Here is a 22,342-nt window from a genome sequence, read left to right on the forward strand (position 1 = left end):
TCGCCTCGCGGCGCTAGAGTCTTCGGCATGACCCGCGCCGCCGCCGACACGACGACCCGCACCGTCCCCGCCGGACGAGACCTCACGCTCGACCTCGCACGTGTGGCGTGCGTGCTCCTCGTGGTCTTCGTGCACATCCTGTTCACCGGCGTCGGCCGAGGCTCGGACGGATCTCTGGTGATCGAGAAGACCGTCGAGCTGCAGTCCTGGTTCGTCGCCGGCACGTGGATCGTCAACATCATGCCGCTGTTCTTCGTCGTCGGCGGATACGCGGCGCGCGCGGGATGGCGCTCCGCGACCGCCCGAGGAGAGACGGCCGACGGTTTCGTGCGCGTGCGGCTCGCCCGGCTCGCCCGCCCCGCACTCCCGGTCTTCGTGTTCTTCACGGTCGCCCTGGGCGTCACACGGCTGATCGACCTCGATCCCGCTTTCGTGGACTCGATCGCGATCGGCGTCGGCTCACCGCTGTGGTTCCTCGCCGCGTATCTGATCGCTCAGGCGTGCGCGCCGCTCATGATGCGTCTGCACGAGCGGTTCGGCGCGCGCGTACTCGTCGTGCTGCTGCTCGCCGGCTTCGCGGTCGATGCCTTCCGGTTCTTGATTCTCGGCGAGCTGCTGGGCATCGATCGCGTGCCGCCGACGGGGTACGGCTTCGGTCAGGAGATCTTCGGCATCCCGAACATCGTCTTCATCTGGCTGTTCGCGCAGCAGGTGGGCTTCTTCCTGTACGACGGCTGGTTCGCGCGGCGCAGTCGGTGGCAGCTTGCGGCGATCTTCGTGGCCGGCTACGGCGCGCTCTGGGCGCTCGTCGCGATCGCGGGATATCCCGCGAGCATGCTCACGAACCAGTGGCCTCCGACCGCGCCGATGGCGCTGCTGGCGATCGTGCAGGCTGCGGGGCTGACGCTCCTGCGCCAGCCGCTGACGGCTCTCATGCGCACGCGACCGGCGCAGGGCGCGGTCTTCCTGATCGGTTCCCGCCTGATGACGATCTACCTCTGGCACTTCCCGGTGATCCTCGTGCTCATCGGGATCGAGCTGCTGCTGCCCCTGCCGATGCCCACCCCCGGAAGCGCCGCATGGTGGTGGACGCGTCCGGTGTTCTTCGCGATCGTCCTCGGCGCCGTGTGGCTGGCATCGCTGTGGCTCGTGCGCTTCGAGAAGGCTCCGCGGCAGACACCCGCGCGCTTCCCCTCCCCGGCAGCGACGACCGCCGCAGTGCTCGTGTTCGTCTCCCCGGTGATCGGCATCACGATGTACGGGCTCGACTTCCCGCTCGCCGCGGCGGCTCTGCTGACGACGGCGGTCGCGCTGTGGCTGACCGGCGCGAAGCGCGCGACCTGAGCACAGACGTCGACGCACGAAGAAGGCCCCCGGAGAACCGGGGGCCTTCTCTTGTTGTGTGACCCCAGCGGGATTCGAACCCGCGTTACCGCCGTGAGAGGGCGGCGTACTAGGCCGCTATACGATGGGGCCGTCTGCGTTTCGTTTCCGTCGCGCGACAACCGTTCAAGTATGCCACGGCATTTCTCACGACGCCAAATCGAGGCCCCGGCATCACGTCGCCCGGGCGTGGCGCGCAGAAAGTCAAGGGTTTGCACGGCGCACGGAGAGGGAGTTGACTCGACGCATGCGCGTGACCAAGTTCGAACATGCCAGCCTCCGCATCGATCAGAACGGTGAGACCCTGCTCATCGATCCGGGTTCCTTCACGACTCCGCTCGACGACCTCGGCGACGTCGTCGCCGTCGTGCTCACCCACGAACACCCCGATCATTGGACGCCGGAGCATCTCGACCGCATCCTGCGGATGGCGCCGGGCGTTCCGATCTTCGGACCGGCGGGTGTCGCCCGCGCGGCCGAGGGCTACGAGATCACCGTCGTCTCCCCCGGCGAGACGCGCACGGTCGGTGGATTCACTCTGCGCTTCTTCGGCGGAACGCACGAGATCATCCACTCGTCGATCCCCGTCATCGAGAACGTCGGCGTGCTCGTGAACGACGAGCTGTATTACCCCGGCGACTCCTACGCCGTGCCGGAGGGCGTCGAGGTCGGCACTCTCGCGGCACCCCTCGGTGCCCCGTGGCTGAAGATCGGCGAGGCGATCGACTACGTCCTCGCGGTGAAGCCCCGCCGGGCCTTCGGCACGCACGACATGACGCTCTCGGTGGCGGGAAAGACCATGCACCGCCAGCGTCTGGAGTGGGCGACGCAGCAGGGCGGCGGCGAGTTCTTCGTGCTCGAGCCCGGCGAGTCGCTCGACATCTGATGTCGACACCCAGCCTCCTCCCCCACCCGACCGAACGCCTGCGGTTCCGGGAGATGGGCGATGACGACCTCGACCGCGTCGCGGCGATGCTCGGCGACCCCGAGGTCATGGCCTACTACCCGGCGCCGAAGACGCGGGCGGAGAGCGCCGACTGGATCGGACGGATGCGCACTCGCTATGCCGAGGACGGCCACGGCCTGTGGATCATCGAGACCCACGAGGGCGAGTTCCTCGGAGACTGCGGACTCACCTGGCAATCGGTGAACGACGAGCGTGTGCTCGAGGTCGGGTACCACGTGCGACGGGAGATGCAACGACGGGGCTTCGCCACCGAGGCCGCGCACGCGTGCGTCGAGCTCGCACGACAGCGCTACGCGCCGATCGTGCTGACGGCGATCATCCATCCCGAGAACCGCGCCTCGCGCGGCGTCGCCGAGAACCTGGGGATGACCCACATCGACGACGACCGCGCGCATCCGTGGATCGTGCGCACGGTGATGGGAATGGCCCTCGAACCGGGGACGCCCTAGCTCTGCGCCGCCCGCACGCGGATCTCGCGGGCGAGGTGATCGCGCTGCTCGAGGACGAGTCGGCGCAGCGCAGCGGGCGCCTCCGCGTTCTCGGCCAACCAGGCGTCGGCCGCGTCGGTGCTGTCCGACGAGGGGAACAGCCCGAGCACGAGGCGCCGCGCGAGTTCGATGCTGCGGCTCCGCCACGCGTCGCCGATGCGGCGGAAGTACTCCGCGTCGAAGCCCGCGATGAGATCACGGCGTCCGCCGGCACGGAACCCCCCGATCTCGGCATCGAGGTGGTCGTTGCTGAGCGAGAGGTCGTTCCACGCCGCCTCCCAGGCCGCAGCACGCACGTCGGCTTCCGGACGGGAGGCCAGCGCGCGACGCGCGGCCGTCCGGCCGCTTCCGGTGTCATCGCGCTCGAGCTCGGCGGCGATCTCCGCGGCATCGGCGTGCCCGGTGGTCGCCAACGCGGTCAGCAGCTGCCAACGGAGGTCGGGGTCGACGACGAGGCCGTCGGGCACGTGCCCGCCCAGCAGTTCCCGCACCTGCTCGGCATGGTGGTCGTCGTACGCGGATGCCCCGGCGAAGGCGCGCGCCCACGACAGCTGTGCATCGCTGCCGGCATCCGCGTCCCACACGGCGACGAGCGACGCCGCGAGCCAGGACCGCTGCTCCGCGTCGCGATCCGCGTCCGCGACGAAGCGGCGGATCGCGAACGCGGCGTTGGCGAGGACGCCGGTGAGGAGCCCGCTGTTGGATTCGAGCGGTGCGTGCGCGCGCACGATGCCGAGATACCGCCGGGGATCGAGATCGCCGTCGCGGGTGGCGTTCCACAGCGACGACCAGACGAGTGCACGCGCGAGCGGGTCGTCGATCGCCGACAGCGACTCCTCGACGGCGGTGAGTGAGCGCTCATCCAGACGCGCTTTCGCATAGGTCAGGTCGTCGTCGTTCAGCAGAACGAGATCCGCCTCGGGGACGACGATCGACGTGCGCTCCTCGCTGATGTCGACGGCGATCTGCTCGCGACGCACGAGCCGCTCCCCCTCGCGGGCGTACAGACCGATGCGCAGGCGGTGCGGACGCGGGTCGGTCTGCACGAGCACACGGGTTGCGGCATCCGCATCGTCCGTCTCCTCCAGCCACAGCGTCGACATGCCCGTCGTCTCCAGCCACGCCCGGGACCACTCGCCCATGTCTCGACCCGAGACGGCGCTCAGCTGCACGAGCAGGTCGTCGAGCGTCGTATTGCCGAACGCGTGGGCCGCGAAGTAGCGGCGGGCTCCTTCGAAGAACGCGTCCTCGCCCACGAAGGCGACGAGCTGCTTGAGGACAGACGCGCCCTTCGCATACGTGATGCCGTCGAAGTTGAGCTTGGCGGCCTCGAGATCGGTGATGTCGGCGACGATCGGATGCGTCGTCGGCAGCTGATCCTGCTGGTAGGCCCAGGCCTTGCGCCGGGCCGCGAACGTCACCCAGGCATCGGTGTAACGGGTCACGGCGGCCGAGGCATGGGCACCCATGTAGTCGGCGAAGGACTCCTTGAGCCAGAGGTCGTCCCACCAGCGCATCGTCACGAGGTCGCCGAACCACATGTGCGCCATCTCGTGGAGGATCGTGTTCGCTCGTGCCGCGCGCTGGGCATCGGTCGCCGCGCCGCGGGAGAGGTACGCCTCGGTGAAGGTGACCAGCCCCGGGTTCTCCATCGCCCCGAGGTTGTACTCGGGCACGAAGATCTGGTCGTACTTGCCCCAGGGATACGGATAGGCGAACGCCTCCGCGAAGAAGTCCAGACCCTGACGGGTGACCTCGAGGATCTCCTCCGCCTCCAGGTACTGGGCGAGTGATCGGCGGGCGAACACCCCGAGCGCGATGCGCGGGTCGCCGCCCTGCCACTCCCCGTCGACACGCGTGTAGGGACCCGCAGCGACCGAGGTGATGTAGCTCGAGATCGGCAGCGTCGGAGCGAACTCGACGCGCTGGATGCCGACGCCCGCCTCGGTGCGCACGGCGGCCTGGTTGGAGAGGACCTCCCAGCCGGCCGGCGCATCGACGACGAAGGTGTACGACGCCTTGATGTCGGGCTGCTCGAAGCAGGCCATGACCCGGCGCGAGTCCGCCGGTTCGTACTGCGTGTACAGGTAGGTCTCGCCATCGGCGGGATCGTGGAACCGGTGCAGACCTTCGCCCGAACGGCTGTAGGCACCGACGGCATCGACGACGACCGTGTTCGTGGCCGCGAGACCGCGCAGAGCGATGCGGGCGCCGTCGTACTCGACCTCGACCTCGTCGCCGTTGACCACGACGCGCTCGACCGACTCCCCGATGAAGTCGAGCCAGGTCTCGGTCGCCGTGGCGTCGAACTCGAGCGTGGTCCGGGAGTGGAAGCCTGTCCGCGCGCGCTCGGGAGCGCCCGCGAGATCGAGCTCGACACGGATCCGGTGCGCGGTGATCGCGGCGGATCGCGCCGCGGTCTCGTCACGGGTGAGGTTGGCGGTTTCCATCCCTCCATCCTCCCATCCGCACCGTCGGGGTGCAGGCCATCCCGTGAGTATGTTGCGGAATGCAACACGTCGGCGTAGCGTTGCATCAAGCAACAGGAGGGTGAGATGGACAAGGAACGTCAGGACCACAGCATGAGCGTGCTCCGCTCTCTCGTCGCGATCACCCGCCGCGGCCTCGCCGACGCGCGCGACGAGGAGACTCCCCTCTCGATGACCGAGCAGTCGATCATGATGGCGATCGCCGAGCAGCCCGGCATCCGTTCCACCGATATCGCCCGCATGTTCCGCCTCAACCGATCGACGGTCTCACGCCAGCTCGCAGCGCTGATCCGTCTCGGACTCGTCCGCGAGACGCCGAACGACACCGGACGCGGACGCCCGCTCGAGCTCACGGAGGACGGCGCAGATGCCTTCCACCGTGCGCTCACGTCGCTCCAGCGGATCGTCGAGGCGCACCTCGCTCCGTGGTCCGACGGTGAGGTCGCCCGCTTCGCGCACGATCTCGAAAGGTTCGACCGCACCGCCGACGCGTCCTGACCCGGACGCGTCGTCCCCGAGAACGGCCCACGAGGCCGCAGAAGAAGGAAGAGAAATGAAGAACATCACCGTCCTGGGCACCGGCGTCCTCGGATCGCAGATCGCGTTCCAGACCGCGTTCCATGGATTCGACGTCACCGCTTACGACATCGACGATGCGGCCCTCGAGCGGGCCGGCGAGCGATTCCGCGGACTGGCCGCGCGGTACGTCGCGGATTCGGTGAAGGGCGCAGCCGACGGCGGCGCGGACGCGGCCATCCCGCGGATCCGTCTGACCACCGATCTGGAAGACGCCGTCGCCGCAGCCGACCTCGTGATCGAGGCCGTTCCCGAGAACCTCGAGCTCAAGCAGGGCATCTACCGGCGCATGGCGGAGGCCGCACCGTCGTCGACCGTCTTCGCGACCAACTCGTCGACCCTTCTCCCGAGCGCGCTCGCCGATTCGACGGGGCGCCCCGATCGCTTCCTCGCCCTGCACTTCGCCAACGAGATCTGGTCGCACAACACGGCAGAGGTGATGGGCACTCCCTCCACCGACCCGGCGGTGTATGCCGAGGTCGTCGAATTCGCACGCCGCATCGGCATGGTGCCGATCGAGATCAAGAAGGAGAAGGCGGGTTACCTCCTCAACTCCCTCCTCGTGCCCTTCCTCCAGGCTGCGGGCGAGCTGCTCGTCGACGGCATCGCGGAGCCGGAGGCGATCGACGCCACGTGGCGCATCGGCACCGGAGCACCCGCCGGCCCCTTCGAGATCTACGACATCGTCGGACTCACGACCGCCTACAACATCTCGCGGATGGGCGACGCGAAGCAGCAGGCATTCGCCGACCTCATCAAGGAGCGCTACATCGACCAGGGCAAGCTCGGCGTGGCCACGGGTGAGGGCTTCTACACCTACCCTCGCGAGAGCTGATCAGCGACGCCGCCTCGTGTCGCCCAGAAGACGGCGGATCGCGGTCTCCGGGGCGACCGAGAGGTCGAGCGTCTTCCCGCGGGAGTACAGCTTGAAGACGCGGGGATCGATGTAACTGCCCCGGGCGACCGCGACCGTATTGCCGAGCGCCGAGGCCGTGGCCTGTACGGCGAGGCGCTCGGCGCGCTCGCGATCCCGACGCGAGTCGAGCGGGCCGATGCGCGCGAGGGCGTCGGCCGCGAGGATCGTGCCGTGGAGGGTGCGGAAGTCCTTCGCCGTGAACGCGTCGCCCGTGACGTCCTTGAGGTAGCGGTTCACCTCGGCGGGCGTGATCTTCACGCGCCGGCGTCCCCGCCGATACGCGAGGAGCGGCGCCCGGTCCGGGCCGGCGGCCAGATCGTCGAGCACGGCCGCGAGCACGTCGTCGGTGATCTCGATCGCCGCGGTCTGCCCGCTCTTCGCCGGGAACGAGAGCGACACGACGTTCCCCTCGACGTGCACGTCACGGCGGCGCAGCGTCGTCAGGCCGCGGCTGCCGTGGCGCACGAGGTAGCGCTCCGACCCGATCCGGAGGGCTCCGTCATCGAGCAACCGGAATGCGGTGGCCAGCACCTTCTCGCGGGAGAGGGTCTCGTGCTGCAATGCTCGGGTGACCCGCCCCCGCGCATGCGGAAGGGCTTCGGCGAGGGCCAGCGCGCGGCCGAACTTGTGGCGGTCCCGTTTGACCCGCCAGAGCGGGTGGTACAGGTACTGCTTGCGCCCCGCTCCGTCGACGCCGACGGCCTGGATGTGCGCGAGCGGGTCCGCGGCGATCCAGACGTCCGTCCACGCCGGCGGGATGACCAGGTCGTGGATGCGCTCCCGATCGGCCTCCTGTACGGCGTCACCGCCCTTGTCGACATAACGGAAGCCGGATCCCGATCGGATCCTTCGGAAGCCGAGGTCTTCACCGGGGATCACGCGCACGAGAGCTGCCATGCCAGCACTCTGCCCGCCGGCACCCGATCCGAGAAGGGGCTGGTCACGTTCGCGTGCGCTCTGCTAGGTCCGGCGGGCATGGGGAGGAATACCCAACCGGATTGTCGCGCGCTGCGGGTTTCTGCCATCATCGCCAGCATGGGCCTGTCACTCGATGAATTCCGTTCGTACCTCCTGAATGCGCAGGCGCGCCAGTCGTTGGGCATCCAGCTCTCGGATGCCGAGGCCCAGCAGGTCGTCGCCGATCCCCAGGCCAGCCAGAGCTGGTACGGGTACTGGCAGTCGATCAGTCAGCCCGCTCCCCCGGCGCCCGAGGCCGCGGCCCCCGCGCCGACAGCCGCACACGAGGCTGCACCCGCGCCTTCTGCCACGCCCGACGGGTATACCGGCGCACCGGTCGGCGGCTTCGCCGCGGCTCCCCCGCCTGCCGCTCCGCCCGCGGAGCCGTCGCCGCCCGTCGATCAGGCACCGGCATCCGATGCCCCGACCGCCGCATACGGAGCCGCGCCCGCTGCGTTCGCCGCGCCGGCCGCCTTCGCCGCGACCGCGCCGCACGACGGCCCGACGGGCGCGCCCTACGGCGGGACCGGGGATCCGTACGCTGCGACCACACCGTACGGAACGCCGGGAGGGGAAGCCCCCGCCAAGAAGAAGCGAACCGGCCTGTGGGTCACCCTCTCGATCGTGGGCGCCCTCGTGATCGCCGCGATCATCGTCGTCGTGATCGCGTTCACGACCGCGCGCCACTGGACCAAGACCGATGTCGCCGAGAAGCCCGAGACGTTCCACACCGAGGAGTACGAGACGGGCCTCTACAACGTCGCTGACGACGGCGTGAGCCCGTGCACGGTCAACCAGGACTGGACCGACTGCATCGGCCTCATGGAGGCGCAGTACGCCGGCGCCTGCGCCGATGTCGAGCTGACGGGTGCGGCGACACTGCTCTGCACGCAGCACCGCACCGAGATCGACCGGATGCGCGGCCTCGACCAGGAGGGCATGTACGTCTCGTCGCTCGGGTCGTTCGGGCATCTGACGAAGACCGCGGAGACCGCGACCCGCGAGGTGTCGAACGATGACTACGAGCCCGCCGTCACCCACGAGGCGGTCTGCTACCTCGAGTTCATCGGGGAGTGCGAGTAGGCCCTCCAGGGCCCGCTCCCCGCGGGCAAAGCAAGAGGCCCGGGTTCCGCATCTCGCGGAATTCCGGGCCTCTTCGTCTTGCTGGGGTACCTGGACTCGAACCAAGAACAACGGAACCAGAAACCGCCGTGTTGCCAATTACACCATACCCCAAGGGCGAAACCGGAGCCTCGCACCGAGAGTCAAGCCTACCGGACGGATCGGGAAGCGCCAAATGGAGCGGCTCGCGCCGCGCGTGTCGCGCTCCCGTGCGCGTGCCCCGAACGCGAAGAGGAGGACCACCGCGAACGGGGTCCTCCTCCAGGCGGTTCGTCGGGCGTCTCAGCCCGCCAGCGTCTCCGACAGCAGACGCAGGCGACGCAGCGTCTCGTCCTTGCCGATCAGCTCCATCGACTCGAAGAGCGGCGGCGACACGCGACGACCGGTGATCGCGACGCGCGGCGGGCCGTAGGCGACACGGGGCTTGAGCTCGAGGTTCTCGACGAGCGCCGTCGCCAGGGCATCCTGGATCTTCTCCGGAGTGAACTCGGTGACGGGCTCCAGCGCCGCGACGCAGGCGTCGAGCACCTCGCCGGCGTTCGCCGGGAGGCCCTTGAGCGCATCGGCCTCGTAGGCGATGTCGTCGGTGAAGAGGAAGCCGAGCATGCCGGGCACCTCCCCCAGCAACTGCACGCGCTCCTGCACGAGCGGCGCGGCGCGGAACGCCAGCACGAGCTGCTCATGGGTCGGCTCGTCGAAGAGCCCGGCCGCGGCGAGATACGGGATCGTGCGCTCGGCGAAGTCCTTCACGTCGAGCATGCGGATGTGGTCGCCGTTGATCGACTCGGCCTTCTTCTGGTCGAAGCGGGCCGGGTTCGGGTTGACGTTCTCGATGTCGAACGCGGCGATGAACTCGTCGAGCGAGAACACGTCACGATCGTGACCGATCGACCAGCCGAGCAGGGCGAGGTAGTTGAGGAGACCTTCGTGGATGAAGCCGCGCTCGCGGTGCAGGAACAGGTCGGCCTGCGGGTCGCGCTTCGAGAGCTTCTTGTTGCCCGTCTCCCCCAGCACGAGCGGCATGTGGGCGAAGCGCGGCACGAACGTCGTGACGCCTGCGTCGATGAGCGCGGCGTAGAGCGCGAGCTGACGGGCGGTCGAGGGCATGAGGTCTTCGCCGCGCAGCACGTGCGTGATGCCCATGAGCGCGTCATCGACCGGGTTCACGAAGGTGTACAGCGGGATGCCGTTCGGGCGCACCACGACGAAGTCGGGGAAGGAACCGGCGGGGAAGGTGACCTCTCCGCGGATGAGGTCCACGTACGTGAGGTCTTCATCCGGCACCTGCAGACGCAGAGCGGGCTGGCGGCCCTCGGCGCGGAAGGCAGCCTTCTGCTCCTCGGTCAGCGTGCGGTCGTAGTTGTCGTATCCGAGCTGCTTCGCACGACCGTTGGCCTCGTTGCGGGCGTCGATCTCCTCGGCGTTCGAGTAGCTCTCGTAGAGCGCACCCGAGGCGAGGAGCTTGTCGATGACACCCCGGTAGATGTCGTGTCGCTGCGACTGGCGGTACGGCTCGTGCGGTCCGCCGACCTCGACGCCCTCGTCCCAATCGATCTTCAGCCACGTGAGGGCTTCGACGAGCTGCCGGAAGCTCTCCTCGCTGTCGCGCGCCGCATCGGTGTCTTCGATGCGGAAGACGAGCTTGCCGCCGTTGTGGCGCGCGTACGCCCAGTTGTAGAGAGCGGTGCGAACCATGCCGACGTGCGGCAGGCCGGTGGGCGACGGGCAGAAGCGGACGCGGACGTCGGCACCGCTGGCGGTCGTGGTGAGGGGGTGAGGAGTAGCCATAGCCCTTCGATTCTAGAGCGCGCGCCCCACCGCCACTGCCGCCGAATGACGCAGGGGAACCATCCCGCCGCGCGCATGGACGGCACACGCCTCATCGAAACCGGATCGGAAGCGCGCACGCTCTTCGCGATCGAGGCTGCGGTAGAACTGGCCCGCCGAGGCGACGCCGCCCTCCGCCGACGTCCACAGGGTCTCCGGCGCAGCCTCCCACGTCCATGTCTGTTCGATCGTCGACGTGTCCCGCCAACCGGCATCCGTCAGCATCGCGGAGAAGCCCCCGACGGTGCGCTCGAAGTCCTTGTGCGCCGGAAGCCGCTCGCCAGCGGCAGGCGCCACGCCTGCCCGCTCGCACACCTCGAGCCAGAACCACGACGGAGACGATGTCCAGATCGTGCCGGCGAGCACACCACCGTGCGACGCCACCCGGGTCATCTCCTGAGCCGATGCTCGCGGATCGACGACATGGTTGAGCACGAAGTTCGCCGTCACCGCATCGAACGACGCTGACGCGAACGGGAGTTCGGGGAGCGCCGCGGCGAGGAACGACAGTCCGGGATGGGCGCGCCCGGCGACCTCCCGCATCGTCGACTCGGGCTCGCAACCGGTCGCCGTCCACCCGGCTCCTGTCGCGCGGGCGACCAGGTCTCCGGTTCCCGCGCCCACGTCGAGCAGCGAGCGTCCCCGAGCCGGCCCGAGGGCGTCGAGCAGGGTGTCGACCGTGCCCGCGCAGAGCGATGCGTACGAGGTCGCGTACGCCTCCCCCACTCCCGCCCAGGACTTCACGAGCGTGCGCGGCGGCCGAGAGGTGACAGCGCGACGATGATCAAAACCAGGACGGATGCCGCGATCCCGAGTCCCGCGTACTGGAAATTCGACAGGATGACCCCGGCCAGCACCGCGCCGGCGGCCGCCGACAGGCTCATCAGCGAGTCGCTGCGCCCCTGCCGGCGCGTGCGCAGCTCGGGTGCACTCGACTCGGTCAGCAGCGCGGCACCGGCGACGGTCGCGGCGCTCCAGCCGAGACCGAGGAGGATGAGGGCGACCATGACGCCCCAGGCCCGGTCGTTGGCGAAGATCGCGAAGATCAACGACCCGCCCAGCAGCACCTGCCCGAACAGCACGACCTGCAGCCGCCCCCAGCGGTCGGCGAGGATGCCGAAGACCGGGGAGAGCGCATACATGCCGGCGACGTGGAGCGCGATCGTGATCCCGACCAGCTGCGAGACGTCGGCCGCGGCAGCCGCCGCATCGTGCCCCGCATGCATGCTGTGCGCCATGTGAGAGAGATGGATCGGGGTCATCGCCATCACGGAGGCCATCACGACGTGGGAACCCGCGATCGCGAACATCGCGTAGCGTGCGACGACGGGGCGGTCGACGGCCTGGACGCTCGAGGCCGCCGCCGCGACGGTCGCGATGCGCTGCGCGGCCAGCAGCGGATCCGGTCGCAGCGCGACGAGGTAGAGCACGAGCGCCGCCGACTGCGCCACGAACGAGAAGACGTACGACCCGGTCTGCGGCGGCATCCCGATCGCGGCGCCGACGATTTCCCCCGGCCCGAGCAGCAGCGGGCCGGCGACGCCACCGATCGTCGTCGCCCAGACGACGATCGACAGGTCGCGGCCTCGATGGGCGGGAACGGCGAGATCGGTCGCGGCGAAGCGCGACTGCAGGTTGCCCGCGTTGCCCGCGCCGATCATGAGGATGCCCGCCAGCAGCAGCGGGAAGACGCGCAGCGACGCAGCGAGGATGACGACCGCGATGCCGACGAGTGCGAAGAGGTTGCCGAGGGTCAGTGCCCTTCGACGGCCCACCCGCGCAGCGAGACGCGCCAGCGGGATCGCGCAGAGCGCCGCGCCGAGCGTGACCGACGCCGTCGCGAGCCCCGACAGCGCGTCGTCTCCCGAGATGTCGGCGGCCAGGAGCGCGCCGAGCGACACCGTCGCGCCGAAGGCGATCCCTCCGAGAACCTGCCCGAGGGAGAGGACGAGGACCGTGCGGCGCTGCACCGCCGACTGCTGCGCGGCGGTGAGGGCCGGCGCGCTCATGCCGCGGGAACGGCGTCGCGCACGGCGCTGCGCAGGATGCCGAGACCCGTGATCTCGACCTCGACCGTGTCACCGGCCGCGAAGGTGCCCACGCCCGCGGGCGTTCCGGTGAGGATGACATCACCCGGGAGCAGTGTGAAGACGGCCGACGCGTAGGCGATGATCTCCTCGACCGAATGGATCATGTCGGTCAGCGGCGCCTTCTGGCGGACCTCTCCGTTGACGCGCGTCTCGATCGTCGCCTCGGACGGGTCGAAGTCGGTGTTGATCGTCGGGCCGAGCGGGCAGAAGGTGTCGAAGCCCTTCGCTCGCGCCCACTGGCCGTCCTTGCGCTGCAGGTCGCGGGCGGTCACGTCGTTGCCGATCGTGTATCCGAGCACGTAGTCGAGGGCATCCGCCGCCGAGACGTTCTTCGCGACCTTGCCGATCACGACGGCGAGTTCGCCCTCGTACTCGGTCTGCCCCGAGATCGCCGGGCGCACGATCGTGTCGCCCGGGCCGATCACGGCGGTGTTCGGCTTGAGGAAGAGCAGCGGCTCCTCGGGGGCCTCTCCGCCCATCTCGGCGGCGTGGTCGTGGTAGTTCTTGCCGACGCAGACGATCTTCGATCGCGGGATCACCGGGGCGAGGATGACGGCGTCAGCGATCGGCACACGGTCACCGGTCGGCTCGTAGCCTGCGAAGAGAGGGTCGCCCGAGAGGACGACGAGGTCTTTCTCGTCGACGATCCCGAAGAGGATGGCGTCGTCATGGCTGAATCGGGCGATCTTCATGACTCCAGCCTATCCAGCGGCCCCGACGACGAGACCCCGCTTTGCCGGTTCGGCGAAACGGGGTCTCGGGTAGTTGGCGAGCGGTCAGGCGTCGAGGCGCAGCAGCCAGCCGTGGCGGTCGTCACGGCGCCCGTACTGGATGTCGGTGAGCTCTTCGCGCAGCGACAGAGCGAGCTCGCCGATCGGCTGGGGCTCGTCGAAGCCCTCGCCCACGAGCGCACCGATCGGGGTGACGACGGCGGCCGTACCGCACGCGAACACCTCGGTGATGTCGCCCGAGGCGACGCCCTCGCGCCACTCGTCGATCGAGATCGCCCGGCGCTCGACCGTGTACCCACGGTCCTCGGCGAGCTGCAGCAGCGAGTCGCGCGTGATGCCGTCGAGGATGCTGTCGGACTCGGGGGTGACGATGCGGCCGTCCTTGAACACGAACACCACGTTCATGCCGCCGAGCTCCTCGACGTCGTTCTTCTCGTTGAGGAAGACGACCTGGTCGCAGCCCTTCGAACTCGCCAGCGCCTGCGGCAGGAGGCTCGACGCGTAGTTCCCACCGGTCTTCGCCTTGCCCGTACCACCGCGACCCGCGCGGGAGTGCTCCTCGGAGAGCCAGATGCGCACGGGCTTCACGCCTCCGGTGAAGTACGCGCCCGCGGGACTCGCGATGACGTAGTAGGCCACCTTCTGCGCGGCGCGGACGCCGAGGAACGCCTCCTTGGCGAACATGAACGGCCGGAGGTAGAGGCTCTGATCGGCACCGGACGGCACCCAGCGTCCGTCGACGGCGATGAGCTGACGCAGCGACTCGATGAAGTACTCGGTCGGGAGTTCCGGGAGCGCGAGGCGACGCGCACTCGCCTGCAGGCGAGCGGCGTTGCGGTCGGGACGGAAGGTGTGGATCGACCCGTCGGCGTGGCGGTAGGCCTTGATGCCCTCGAAGATCTCCTGACCGTAGTGCAGCACGGATGCCGCGGGGTCGAGCGGGATCGGGCCGTAGGGCTGCACGCGCGGTCGGTGCCAGCCGCCCTTGAGAGACCAGCAGATGTCGACCATGTGGTCGGTGAAGACGACGCCGAAGCCGGGGTTCTCCAGCACTTCGGCGACTCGCGCGGGCGAGGCCGCGGCGAGGTTCTTGGTCACAGCGAAATCGAGCGGAGCCACTGCTGCCTGTGCGTCGATGGTCGTCATGGTGATGTTCCGTTCTGAGGGGTGTACGCGTCCTCGCGCGGTTCCAGCCTACGCCTGCGGATCAGAGGCGTGCGGCGATCGCGGAGCCGATCTCGGCGGTGGTGCGCGCGCCGTCACGGCTCGCGATGTCCGCCTCGACCGCTGCGCTGACGCGTGCGGATTCGGCCGTGAGGCCGAGGTGGTCGAGCAGCAGCGCGATCGAGAGGATCGCAGCGGTCGGATCGGCCTTCTGCTGCCCCGCGATGTCGGGCGCCGAACCGTGCACCGGCTCGAACATCGACGGGAAGGCGCCCGAGGGATTGATGTTCCCCGAGGCGGCGAGTCCGATTCCGCCGGTGACGGCACCGGCGAGATCGGTGAGGATGTCACCGAAGAGGTTGTCGGTGACGATGACGTCGAAACGCGCGGGATCCGTCACGAGGAAGATCGTGGCGGCGTCGACGTGGAAGTACTCGACCGCGACATCGGGATGCTCGGCCGCGACCTCGTTCACGATCCGCTGCCAGATGGCACCGGCGTGCACGAGCACGTTCGTCTTGTGCACGAGCGTGAGCTTGTGGCGACGGCGCTCCGCGAGTTCGAACGCGTAGCGGACCACGCGCTCGACGCCGAACGCCGTGTTCACCGAGGTCTCGTTGGCGATCTCGTGCGGGGTGCCCTGACGGATCGCTCCCCCGTTGCCGACGTAGGGACCTTCGGTGCCCTCGCGCACGACGACGAAGTCGATGTCACCGGGGTTCGCGAGCGGTCCCGCGGCGCCCGTGAAGAGCTTGGAGGGGCGCAGGTTCACGTAGTGGTCGAGCGTGAAGCGGAGCTTGAGGAGCAGGCCCCGCTCGATGTTCGCGTCCTTGAGCCGCGGGTCGCCCGGCGTCCCGCCGACCGCGCCGAGCAGGATCGCGTCGTGGGCGGAGATCGCGGCGAGGTCGTCGTCGGTGAGCGTGTCTCCGGTCTCGAGGAACCGAGCGGCTCCGAGCGAGAAGCGGGTCTTGTCGAACGTCACGTCCGTCTCGGCGGTGACCGCGTCGAGCACCTTCTCGGCTTCGGCGATGACCTCGGGACCGATGCCGTCACCCGGGATGACGGCCAGCTTCACGACACGCGACATGACACTCCTTGCTTCGGGAACCGAGCCGCGAGTCGGTGTCGACGGCTCGGTTCCCCCAGCGTACTGGTCAGCGCGGGTTGCGCGTGCGCAGTGTGACGGCGGCGATGACGCCCGCGACCACGACGAGTCCCGCACCGATGAGCGAGGTGATGAAGACACCCGAGCCGAAGGCGTCCGCCGCCGCCTGCCACAGCTCGTCGCCCAGCGTGCCCGAGAGCTCGTTCGAGGCGGTATAGGCACCGGCGAGCGTCTCGCGCGCGGCATCCGCGGTCTCGGCGGGCAGCCCCGCCGGAAGCACGATCGCAGCGCGGTAGAACGCGGTGATGATGCCGCCCAGCACCGCGGTACCGAGCACCGCACCGAGTTCGTACGCGGTCTCCGAGACCGCGCTGGCCGCACCCGCCTTCTCGGCCGGCGCGCTGGAGAGGATCAGCTCGTTGGAGATCGTCTCGGCGGCGCCGATGCCGATGCCGAGCACCACGAAGGCGATGATGAGCGGAGCGACACCGTGCTCGTGGGTCGTGAACGCCACGATCAGGTACCCCGCCACCGAGAACGCGAGACCCATCGGCACGACGAGGTGCGGCGCCACGCGTCGCGAGATCGGTACGACGCCGAGCCCCGCGACGATCATCACGGCCATGCCGGGCACGAGGGCCAGACCGGCCATCATCGGCGACAGGCCGAGCACGAGCTGCAGATGCTGCGACACGAAGTACAGGAATCCGACGAGCGCGACGACGCTGAGGAGGTTCACCAGGATCGCCCCCGAGAAGGTGCCGCGCCGGAAGAGCGCCATGTCGAGCATCGGGATCTCCGCGCGGAGCTGGCGGCGCACGAACAGCACGCCCATCACGACCCCGAGCAGCGCCCATGCACCGGCGACGACCGAGGGTCCGTCGACCGCGAGCGACTTGATCGCGTAGACGACCGGGATCATCGCGGCCATCGACAGGGCGATGCTGAGCAGATCGATGCGTCCGGGGTTCGGGTCGCGGCTCTCGGGAACGAGCAGCGGCGCGGCGATGAGGAGCGGGATGAGCACCGGGACGGCGATGAGGAACACCGAGCCCCAGCTGAAGTGCTCGAGCAGGAACCCGCCGACGATCGGTCCGAGCGCGGAGCCCGCGGAGAACGCGGAGGCCCACACGGCGATCGCGAGCCGACGCTGATCGCGGTTCACGAAGATCGACCGCAGCAGCGAGAGGGTCGAGGGCATCAGCATCGCGCCGAAGAATCCCAGCAGCGCACGGGCGGCGATGAGCAGACCGGCGGTCGGGGCGAAGGCTGCGAGCACCGACACGGCGGCGAATCCGCTCGCGCCGATCAACAGCATCCTGCGGCGGCCGAACCGGTCGCCCAGCATTCCCATCGTCACGAGGAGTCCCGCGAGCACGAGCGGGTAGACGTCGATGATCCACAACTGCTCGGCACCGGAGGGCGCGAGCGCGATGGAGATCTCGGGCAGCGCGAAACTGAGCACCGTATTGTCGACCGAAACCAGCAGCACCGGCAGCATCAGCACGATGAGCGCGGCCCATCCGCGGGCTCCGACGCGGGGGGCATCCGTTCCTGCCGTCGGGATCGACGCGGTCCGGGTCATGTCACACCTCTCACTTTCTGCGGCGGCATTACTAAACCGTCCGGCTGGTATAGTAACAGAATCCGCCCTGATCGACGACTGAGCAGAGGACCCGATGCCCCGACCACCCCTCGCCCGCGAGCGCGTGCTCGACGCCTTCGAAGAGCTCGTCCTCACCGAGGGCGAGCGGGCCGCCACCATCGAGGCGACAGCCAAGGCCGCCGGTGTCTCGAAGGGCGGTCTGCTCTACCATTTCGGATCGAAGGACGAGCTCGTCGCCGGGCTCCTGCAGCGCCTGGAGGAGTTGACGACCGCCGACCTCGCACGCATGAACGCCGCCGACGAAGGCCCCGTGTCGTACTACGTGCGGACCTCCGTCATGGAGGACGACGCACTCGACCGTGCGCTGGTCACCGCCTCACGGCTCGCCCAGGGCGGCTCGGTCGCCGCTGCGGACGCCCTTCGGGACTCGCGCAGGCGCTGGGAGGACACCATCCGTCCGCACGTGCGCGACCAGGCGGGGCTCGACCTCGTCATGCTGCTCAGCGACGGCCTCTACTTCAACAACTCCCTCGACGTGAACGGCTCCGAGCATCTCGTCCCCCGGCCCGACGAACTCTCCGCACTGATCGCGCTCGTCCTCCGCACGACGGCTCCGTGATCGGCATCCCGTCGACGACGAAGGGCGAGGCGCTCGCGCGCCCCGCCCTCGAATCCCCCGTCGTGATCAGATGTCGGTGATCTCGATCTGACGGAACAGGTCGGCGTCGATCGCATCGCGCACGTCGTCGAGCAGTTCGTCGGAGACCGGCGAGTCCAGCGTGAGAACACTCAGCGCCTGGGCACCGGCGGCCTCGCGTGCGATCTGCATGCCGGCGATGTTGATGCCGGCCTCGCCGAACTTCTGCCCGTAGACCGCGACGATTCCGGGACGGTCGGTGTAGAGCATGACGACGTGGTGCTTCTCGATCGGGAGCTCGAGTGCGTGGTCGTTGATGCCGACCAGCTTCTCGGCCTGCTTCGGGCCGGTGAGCGTGCCCGACACCGAGAGCTGCGAACCATCGGAGAGGGCACCGGTGAGGGTGATGACGTTGCGGTACTCGGCGCTGACATCGTCCTTGAGCAGACGCACCGCGATGCCGCGCTGCTCGGCGAGCAGCGGAGCGTTGACGTACGACACCGTCTCGCTCACGATGTTCGTGAAGACGCCCTTGAGAGCCGCGAGCTTGAGGACGCTCACGTCGTAGTCGTTCAGCTCGCCGTGCACCTCGACGTCGAGGCTCGTGAGCGGCGACGTCGCGAGAGCGGCGAAGATCTGGCCGAGCTTCTCGACGAGCGAGATGCCGGGGCGCACGTACGGGTCGATGACACCACCGGCGACGTTCACCGCGTCGGGCACCAGGTCGCCACCGAGGGCGAGGCGCACCGAGCGGGCGACCGAGACACCGGCCTTCTCCTGCGCCTCCTCGGTGCTGGCACCGAGGTGCGGGGTGACGACGACGTTCGGGAGGTCGAGGAGCGCGTGGGCGCTCCCGCCCTCGACCGGAGGCTCGGACGTGAAGACGTCGAGGCCGGCGCCGGCGATCTCGCCCGCGACGAGCGCCTCGCGCAGAGCCTCCTCGTCGATGAGCCCCCCACGCGCGACGTTCACGACGAAGGCGGTCGGCTTCATGGCCTTGAACTGCTCCGCACCGATCATCCCCGTGGTCTCGGGCGTCTTCGGCATGTGGATCGTGAGAAAGTCCGACTCGGCGACGAGCTCGTCGAGCGAGAGGAGCTGCACACCGAGCTGCTGCGCACGCGCCGAGGTGACGTAGGGGTCGTAGGCGACGACGCGCATGTCGAACGCGGCCAGACGCGCGGCGACCAGCGCGCCGATGCGGCCGAGGCCGACGATGCCGACGGTCTTCTCAAAGAGCTCCGCTCCGGTGAAGGAGCTGCGCTTCCAGGCCCCGGCCGACAGCGAGGCGTGCGCGGCGGGGATGCGGCGCGCGAGGCTGAGGATGTGACCGACGGTGAGTTCGGCGGCCGAGACGATGTTGGAGGTCGGGGCATTGACGACCATGACGCCGGCCGCGGTGGCCGCCTTGATGTCGACGTTGTCGAGTCCGACGCCGGCGCGGGCGACGACCTTCAGCTTCGGCGCGTGCGTCAGCGCCTCTTCATCGATCTGCGTCGCCGAGCGCACGAGCACGGCATCGGCCTCCGACAACGCCGAGAACAGCGCCTCGCGATCGGTGCCGTCGACATTGCGGACATCGAAGTCCGGGCCCAGGGCCTCGATCGTGGCAGGAGAGAGAACTTCGGCGATGAGCACTACGGGCTTCGGCACAGTGGATCCTTCGGGGCAACACAATAGGGGCCGATGCGCCGCACGCCTTCGGGGGCGCGATCTCCTCCACTGTACCCGAGGGGATCGCTCGGCTTTACCGTGTGACGCCCGTCAGGCGGCGATGAGCCCGAGGCTCAACGACAGCACGCAGAGCCAGAAGACCGCCACGATCCCGAGGCCGGCGAGCAGCGCCAGAGCGAGTTCACCCGCGCGACGGCGACGTCCGATCGCGGAGGCGAACACGAAGACGATCGCGGGGAACACGACGCCGAACAGCAGCGTGATCCACCCCCCAGCGGTCAGCCCTCCCTGCGCCATCTGGATCAGGTGCGCGACGGCGTTCCACACCGCATAGGCGTAGAACAGCCCGGCCAGCCCCAGGACGAGGCCGGTGATCCAGCGGGGCGAGGTGCGCGTGCTGTCGATGCTCTGCTCGGCGCTCATGCTCCGATCACCCCCACGGTCACGAACGGCCACGGCACGAGGAGCACGACACCGAGCAGGAGAAGGGATGCCCGCACCCACGACGCCCGCCCGCGGGTGAGCACCCACGTGGCCAGGAACCACAGCGCGGGTGCGGCGACCGCCAGCACGAACCACGGGACGAACATCTCGTCGGCGACGAAGAAGTTGGCGAGCGGCTTGAGCCTCAGACCACCGACCACCCAGCCGATCGAGTACAGGAGGTACACACCACCGACGACACCCGTGATGAGCAGCATCGCCGTGCTCAGGGGTGCACGCTCGTCTTCCTCTTCCGCTCGGTCGTCCCCGAGGGGCGCGGCGTGCTGCGACGGACCCTCGACGCGATCGGCGACGACGGGGGCAGGCGTTTCGGCGGCGATCTTCTCGCGCCTCACCGGAGCCGGACGCGCGAGCGACGCGTCGTCATCCCCGTCCCAGTTCAGGGCGTCATCGGAATCGGAGGTCATGTCTCCAGCGTAGGACACCTCGTCCACTAGGCTCGGCGTCACGACCGAGGAGGGGGCCATCGTGGCTGAGCAGCGCACAACGAATGCAGAGGGTGTCGAACCGCCCGCGAACTGGAAGCCGACCCCCGAAGCGAAGGCGAAGGCCACACGCTTCCGCTGGATCGCCGGAGCGCTGTGGCTCCTCGCGATCGTCGGTGAGGCCGTCGGCATCTTCTGGTTGCTCCGTCAGCGCGTGTTCGTCGGCGAGGACGGCACGTTCGTCCGCGACCCCGACACCGGTCTGCTCGAGGAGCAGGGCGTCACGGCGCAGTTCCCGCAGTGGGCGTTCATCGCGCTGCTCGTGCTGCTCGTCGTCATCGCCGCACTCTCGATCACCGGGTCGGTGCTCTGGAAGAAGGCCAATCGCCTGGACCCCGCGCGGAGATCCGACACCGTGCGCTTCTTCGTGCAGAATCAGCTCGGCGCGATCATCGCCGTCGTGGCGTTCCTCCCCCTGATCATCCTGGTCTTCCTCAACAAGGACATGGACAAGGGCCAGAAGACGACGGCGGGCATCGTCGGCATCGTGCTCGCGGCGATCGCGGTGTTCATCGGCGTCGACTTCGACCCGCCCTCCGTCGAGCAGTACACGGCCGATCAGTCCGCGGTGATCCAGCTGCTGGGCAAGGACGAGGTCGTGTGGGTCGACGGCGGCGCCGTCTATCACGTGTGCGACGAGGTGTCGGCGATCCAGACCGGCAGCGAGATCCGCACCGGCACCACCGCCGAAGCGGTCGAGGCCGGCAAGATCCGCCTGACCCTCCAGTTCGGCTCCGAGCTGCGCGCCTGCGGCCTCCCGGTCCCCGAGAACGACGAGGAGATCACCGAGGCTCTCCGCGCGATCCAGGCCGGACAGGTCGACACCGTGCTGCCCGCACCGGTGTGGGCGGACCCGGCGGAGGCCCCGCTCGTCGTCGAAGAGGCCCCGGCGAGCTGATCGCCGGATTCGTCGCTCAGTCCGCGCCGAGAGCGTCGACGAGACGCTCCTGCGCCGACGAGAGGTGGATGCCGAGAACGGCGGTGGCCCGCTCTGCTTCACCGGCCGCCAAAGCGTCGAGGATCTCGGCATGCTGGGCGGCGATGACGCCGGCCTCGAGCAGACGACGGCCCTGCACCTGCGCCATGCACATCCGCGCCTCGTCGAGCACACTGCGGTACATCCGGCCCGTTCGAGCGCTGCCGAGGGCATCGATCAGCGCCGTGTGGAAGCGCAGATCGGGATCGACGGTGGCGGGATCGGGCCCCGCGGGCATCGCCTGGATCTCGGCGTTCGCCGCGATCGCCGCGGCCGGTACCGTGCGCGTGCTGGCGAGCTCTCGCAACGCCGCGCTCTCGAGTCGCGTCCGGGTGCGATAGACGTCGCGCACGGTCTCCGGGTCGATCGCCACGACACGGGCACTGCGGTGCGCGGTGCGCTCGAGGAGGCCCGCGGCGACGAGCTGCTCGATCGCGGCCTTCGCGCTCGGCCGAGCGACCGCGTACTCCTCCGACACGAATGCTTCGGTGAGCGCCGAGCCTGAGCGGAGGTCCCCGCTCAGGATGCGATCCCGCAGCCGTGACGTGACGGCATCGACGACGCCGACGACCGCGAGCGGGGCATCCGTGGGACTGTTCACCCACTCAGGTTAGCGAGATCCTCGTCATCGGTACACTTGTCTGA

21 protein-coding genes and 2 tRNA genes are annotated in these 22,342 nt (G+C 69.2%); 8 read left to right on the forward strand and 15 right to left on the reverse strand.

What is annotated here, in order from left to right:
* Positions 1–27: 27 nt before the first annotated feature.
* Complete coding sequence (locus KZC52_RS03335; RefSeq protein WP_247622644.1) at positions 28–1,344, forward strand: acyltransferase family protein; 1,317 nt, start codon at positions 28–30, stop codon at positions 1,342–1,344.
* A gap of 59 nt (positions 1,345–1,403) precedes the next feature.
* Here the strand turns inward: KZC52_RS03335 and KZC52_RS03340 are convergent.
* Positions 1,404–1,476, reverse strand: a tRNA-Glu gene (locus KZC52_RS03340).
* Between the two features lie 154 nt (positions 1,477–1,630).
* On the opposite strand from KZC52_RS03340, the gene KZC52_RS03345 reads away from it, so the two are divergent.
* Both KZC52_RS03345 and KZC52_RS03350 read left to right on the forward strand, forming a co-directional pair.
* Positions 1,631–2,269: an MBL fold metallo-hydrolase gene (locus KZC52_RS03345; RefSeq protein WP_247622645.1), complete on the forward strand. Its 639-nt coding sequence runs from the start codon at positions 1,631–1,633 to the stop codon at positions 2,267–2,269.
* Complete coding sequence (locus KZC52_RS03350; protein ID WP_247622646.1) at positions 2,269–2,799, forward strand: GNAT family N-acetyltransferase; 531 nt, start codon at positions 2,269–2,271, stop codon at positions 2,797–2,799. Before KZC52_RS03345 ends, KZC52_RS03350 begins: the two co-directional genes overlap by 1 nt.
* Here the strand turns inward: KZC52_RS03350 and pepN are convergent.
* Entirely contained in the window at positions 2,796–5,288 is a 2,493-nt protein-coding gene (pepN, locus tag KZC52_RS03355; protein ID WP_247622647.1) for an aminopeptidase N, read from the reverse strand. The two genes, KZC52_RS03350 and pepN, sit on opposite strands and share 4 nt — an antisense overlap.
* Positions 5,289–5,393: 105 nt before the next feature.
* On the opposite strand from pepN, the gene KZC52_RS03360 reads away from it, so the two are divergent.
* Together KZC52_RS03360 and KZC52_RS03365 are read left to right on the forward strand one after the other, a co-directional pair.
* Positions 5,394–5,825, forward strand: a complete 432-nt coding sequence (locus KZC52_RS03360; protein WP_247622648.1) for a MarR family winged helix-turn-helix transcriptional regulator — start codon at positions 5,394–5,396, stop codon at positions 5,823–5,825.
* A gap of 55 nt (positions 5,826–5,880) precedes the next feature.
* On the forward strand, positions 5,881–6,738 hold the full coding sequence (locus tag KZC52_RS03365) for a 3-hydroxyacyl-CoA dehydrogenase (RefSeq protein ID WP_247622649.1): 858 nt from the start codon (positions 5,881–5,883) through the stop codon (positions 6,736–6,738).
* Here KZC52_RS03365 and KZC52_RS03370 read toward each other — a convergent pair whose 3' ends face one another.
* Positions 6,739–7,716, reverse strand: a complete 978-nt coding sequence (locus tag KZC52_RS03370) for a DNA topoisomerase IB (RefSeq protein ID WP_247622650.1) — start codon at positions 7,714–7,716, stop codon at positions 6,739–6,741. It lies immediately after the preceding gene.
* Between the two features lie 138 nt (positions 7,717–7,854).
* Here KZC52_RS03370 and KZC52_RS03375 point away from each other — a divergent pair, with 138 nt between their 5' ends.
* Positions 7,855–8,859 carry a hypothetical protein gene (locus tag KZC52_RS03375; RefSeq protein WP_247622651.1) on the forward strand — a complete coding sequence of 335 codons (1,005 nt, stop codon included), beginning with the start codon at positions 7,855–7,857 and terminating at the stop codon, positions 8,857–8,859.
* Between the two features lie 81 nt (positions 8,860–8,940).
* On the opposite strand, the gene KZC52_RS03380 is transcribed toward KZC52_RS03375, so the two are convergent.
* From KZC52_RS03380 to KZC52_RS03415, 8 genes are all read right to left on the reverse strand, one after another.
* A tRNA-Gln gene (locus tag KZC52_RS03380) sits at positions 8,941–9,012 on the reverse strand.
* Positions 9,013–9,180: 168 nt separating this feature from the next.
* On the reverse strand, positions 9,181–10,686 hold the full coding sequence (gene gltX / locus KZC52_RS03385) for a glutamate--tRNA ligase (RefSeq protein WP_247622652.1): 1,506 nt from the start codon (positions 10,684–10,686) through the stop codon (positions 9,181–9,183).
* Between the two features lie 12 nt (positions 10,687–10,698).
* Positions 10,699–11,469, reverse strand: a complete 771-nt coding sequence (locus tag KZC52_RS03390; RefSeq protein ID WP_247622653.1) for a class I SAM-dependent methyltransferase — start codon at positions 11,467–11,469, stop codon at positions 10,699–10,701.
* The gene (locus KZC52_RS03395; RefSeq protein ID WP_247622654.1) at positions 11,466–12,734 is read right to left on the reverse strand and encodes an MFS transporter; all 1,269 of its coding nucleotides are present in this window, start codon (positions 12,732–12,734) and stop codon (positions 11,466–11,468) included. Before KZC52_RS03395 ends, KZC52_RS03390 begins: the two co-directional genes overlap by 4 nt.
* Complete coding sequence (locus KZC52_RS03400; protein ID WP_247622655.1) at positions 12,731–13,507, reverse strand: fumarylacetoacetate hydrolase family protein; 777 nt, start codon at positions 13,505–13,507, stop codon at positions 12,731–12,733. Before KZC52_RS03400 ends, KZC52_RS03395 begins: the two co-directional genes overlap by 4 nt.
* A gap of 84 nt (positions 13,508–13,591) precedes the next feature.
* Positions 13,592–14,692, reverse strand: a complete 1,101-nt coding sequence (locus KZC52_RS03405) for a branched-chain amino acid aminotransferase (RefSeq protein WP_247622656.1) — start codon at positions 14,690–14,692, stop codon at positions 13,592–13,594.
* Positions 14,693–14,753: 61 nt separating this feature from the next.
* Positions 14,754–15,797, reverse strand: a complete 1,044-nt coding sequence (locus KZC52_RS03410) for a 3-isopropylmalate dehydrogenase (RefSeq protein WP_247622657.1) — start codon at positions 15,795–15,797, stop codon at positions 14,754–14,756.
* Between the two features lie 67 nt (positions 15,798–15,864).
* Complete coding sequence (locus KZC52_RS03415; RefSeq protein WP_247622658.1) at positions 15,865–17,400, reverse strand: MFS transporter; 1,536 nt, start codon at positions 17,398–17,400, stop codon at positions 15,865–15,867.
* 94 nt (positions 17,401–17,494) lie between these two features.
* On the opposite strand from KZC52_RS03415, the gene KZC52_RS03420 reads away from it, so the two are divergent.
* Positions 17,495–18,040, forward strand: coding sequence for a TetR/AcrR family transcriptional regulator (locus KZC52_RS03420; RefSeq protein ID WP_247622659.1), 546 nt, complete (start codon positions 17,495–17,497; stop codon positions 18,038–18,040).
* Between the two features lie 66 nt (positions 18,041–18,106).
* Here the strand turns inward: KZC52_RS03420 and serA are convergent, their stop codons facing one another.
* From serA to KZC52_RS03435, 3 genes are all read right to left on the reverse strand, one after another.
* Positions 18,107–19,711 carry a phosphoglycerate dehydrogenase gene (serA, locus tag KZC52_RS03425; RefSeq protein WP_247622660.1) on the reverse strand — a complete coding sequence of 535 codons (1,605 nt, stop codon included), beginning with the start codon at positions 19,709–19,711 and terminating at the stop codon, positions 18,107–18,109.
* Between the two features lie 111 nt (positions 19,712–19,822).
* Entirely contained in the window at positions 19,823–20,155 is a 333-nt protein-coding gene (locus KZC52_RS03430) for a hypothetical protein (protein WP_247622661.1), read from the reverse strand.
* A complete protein-coding gene (locus KZC52_RS03435; protein WP_247622662.1) occupies positions 20,152–20,643 on the reverse strand; it encodes a hypothetical protein in 492 nt (163 codons plus the stop codon). Before KZC52_RS03435 ends, KZC52_RS03430 begins: the two co-directional genes overlap by 4 nt.
* Positions 20,644–20,704: 61 nt before the next feature.
* On the opposite strand from KZC52_RS03435, the gene KZC52_RS03440 reads away from it, so the two are divergent.
* The gene (locus KZC52_RS03440) at positions 20,705–21,619 is read left to right on the forward strand and encodes a hypothetical protein (protein ID WP_247622663.1); all 915 of its coding nucleotides are present in this window, start codon (positions 20,705–20,707) and stop codon (positions 21,617–21,619) included.
* A gap of 16 nt (positions 21,620–21,635) precedes the next feature.
* On the opposite strand, the gene KZC52_RS03445 is transcribed toward KZC52_RS03440, so the two are convergent.
* Entirely contained in the window at positions 21,636–22,298 is a 663-nt protein-coding gene (locus tag KZC52_RS03445; protein WP_247622664.1) for a GntR family transcriptional regulator, read from the reverse strand.
* Between the last annotated feature and the right edge of the window lie 44 nt (positions 22,299–22,342).

The organism is Microbacterium galbinum, from assembly GCF_023091225.1.
Taxonomy (GTDB): domain Bacteria; phylum Actinomycetota; class Actinomycetes; order Actinomycetales; family Microbacteriaceae; genus Microbacterium; species Microbacterium galbinum.

Excerpts from the sequence above, each read along its gene's own strand:
- KZC52_RS03420 (WP_247622659.1), top strand. The coding sequence starts at position 17,495 with ATGCCCCGACCACCCCTCGCCCGCGAGCGCGTGCTCGACGCCTTCGAA.
- KZC52_RS03395 (WP_247622654.1), bottom strand. The coding sequence starts at position 12,734 with ATGAGCGCGCCGGCCCTCACCGCCGCGCAGCAGTCGGCGGTGCAGCGC.
- KZC52_RS03400 (WP_247622655.1), bottom strand. The coding sequence starts at position 13,507 with ATGAAGATCGCCCGATTCAGCCATGACGACGCCATCCTCTTCGGGATC.
- KZC52_RS03375 (WP_247622651.1), top strand. The coding sequence starts at position 7,855 with ATGGGCCTGTCACTCGATGAATTCCGTTCGTACCTCCTGAATGCGCAG.
- KZC52_RS03370 (WP_247622650.1), bottom strand. The coding sequence starts at position 7,716 with ATGGCAGCTCTCGTGCGCGTGATCCCCGGTGAAGACCTCGGCTTCCGA.
- KZC52_RS03415 (WP_247622658.1), bottom strand. The coding sequence starts at position 17,400 with ATGACCCGGACCGCGTCGATCCCGACGGCAGGAACGGATGCCCCCCGC.
- KZC52_RS03335 (WP_247622644.1), top strand. The coding sequence starts at position 28 with ATGACCCGCGCCGCCGCCGACACGACGACCCGCACCGTCCCCGCCGGA.
- KZC52_RS03410 (WP_247622657.1), bottom strand. The coding sequence starts at position 15,797 with ATGTCGCGTGTCGTGAAGCTGGCCGTCATCCCGGGTGACGGCATCGGT.
- gltX (WP_247622652.1), bottom strand. The coding sequence starts at position 10,686 with ATGGCTACTCCTCACCCCCTCACCACGACCGCCAGCGGTGCCGACGTC.
- KZC52_RS03350 (WP_247622646.1), top strand. The coding sequence starts at position 2,269 with ATGTCGACACCCAGCCTCCTCCCCCACCCGACCGAACGCCTGCGGTTC.
- KZC52_RS03345 (WP_247622645.1), top strand. The coding sequence starts at position 1,631 with ATGCGCGTGACCAAGTTCGAACATGCCAGCCTCCGCATCGATCAGAAC.
- KZC52_RS03435 (WP_247622662.1), bottom strand. The coding sequence starts at position 20,643 with ATGACCTCCGATTCCGATGACGCCCTGAACTGGGACGGGGATGACGAC.
- KZC52_RS03405 (WP_247622656.1), bottom strand. The coding sequence starts at position 14,692 with ATGACGACCATCGACGCACAGGCAGCAGTGGCTCCGCTCGATTTCGCT.
- KZC52_RS03365 (WP_247622649.1), top strand. The coding sequence starts at position 5,881 with ATGAAGAACATCACCGTCCTGGGCACCGGCGTCCTCGGATCGCAGATC.
- KZC52_RS03430 (WP_247622661.1), bottom strand. The coding sequence starts at position 20,155 with ATGAGCGCCGAGCAGAGCATCGACAGCACGCGCACCTCGCCCCGCTGG.
- pepN (WP_247622647.1), bottom strand. The coding sequence starts at position 5,288 with ATGGAAACCGCCAACCTCACCCGTGACGAGACCGCGGCGCGATCCGCC.
- KZC52_RS03360 (WP_247622648.1), top strand. The coding sequence starts at position 5,394 with ATGGACAAGGAACGTCAGGACCACAGCATGAGCGTGCTCCGCTCTCTC.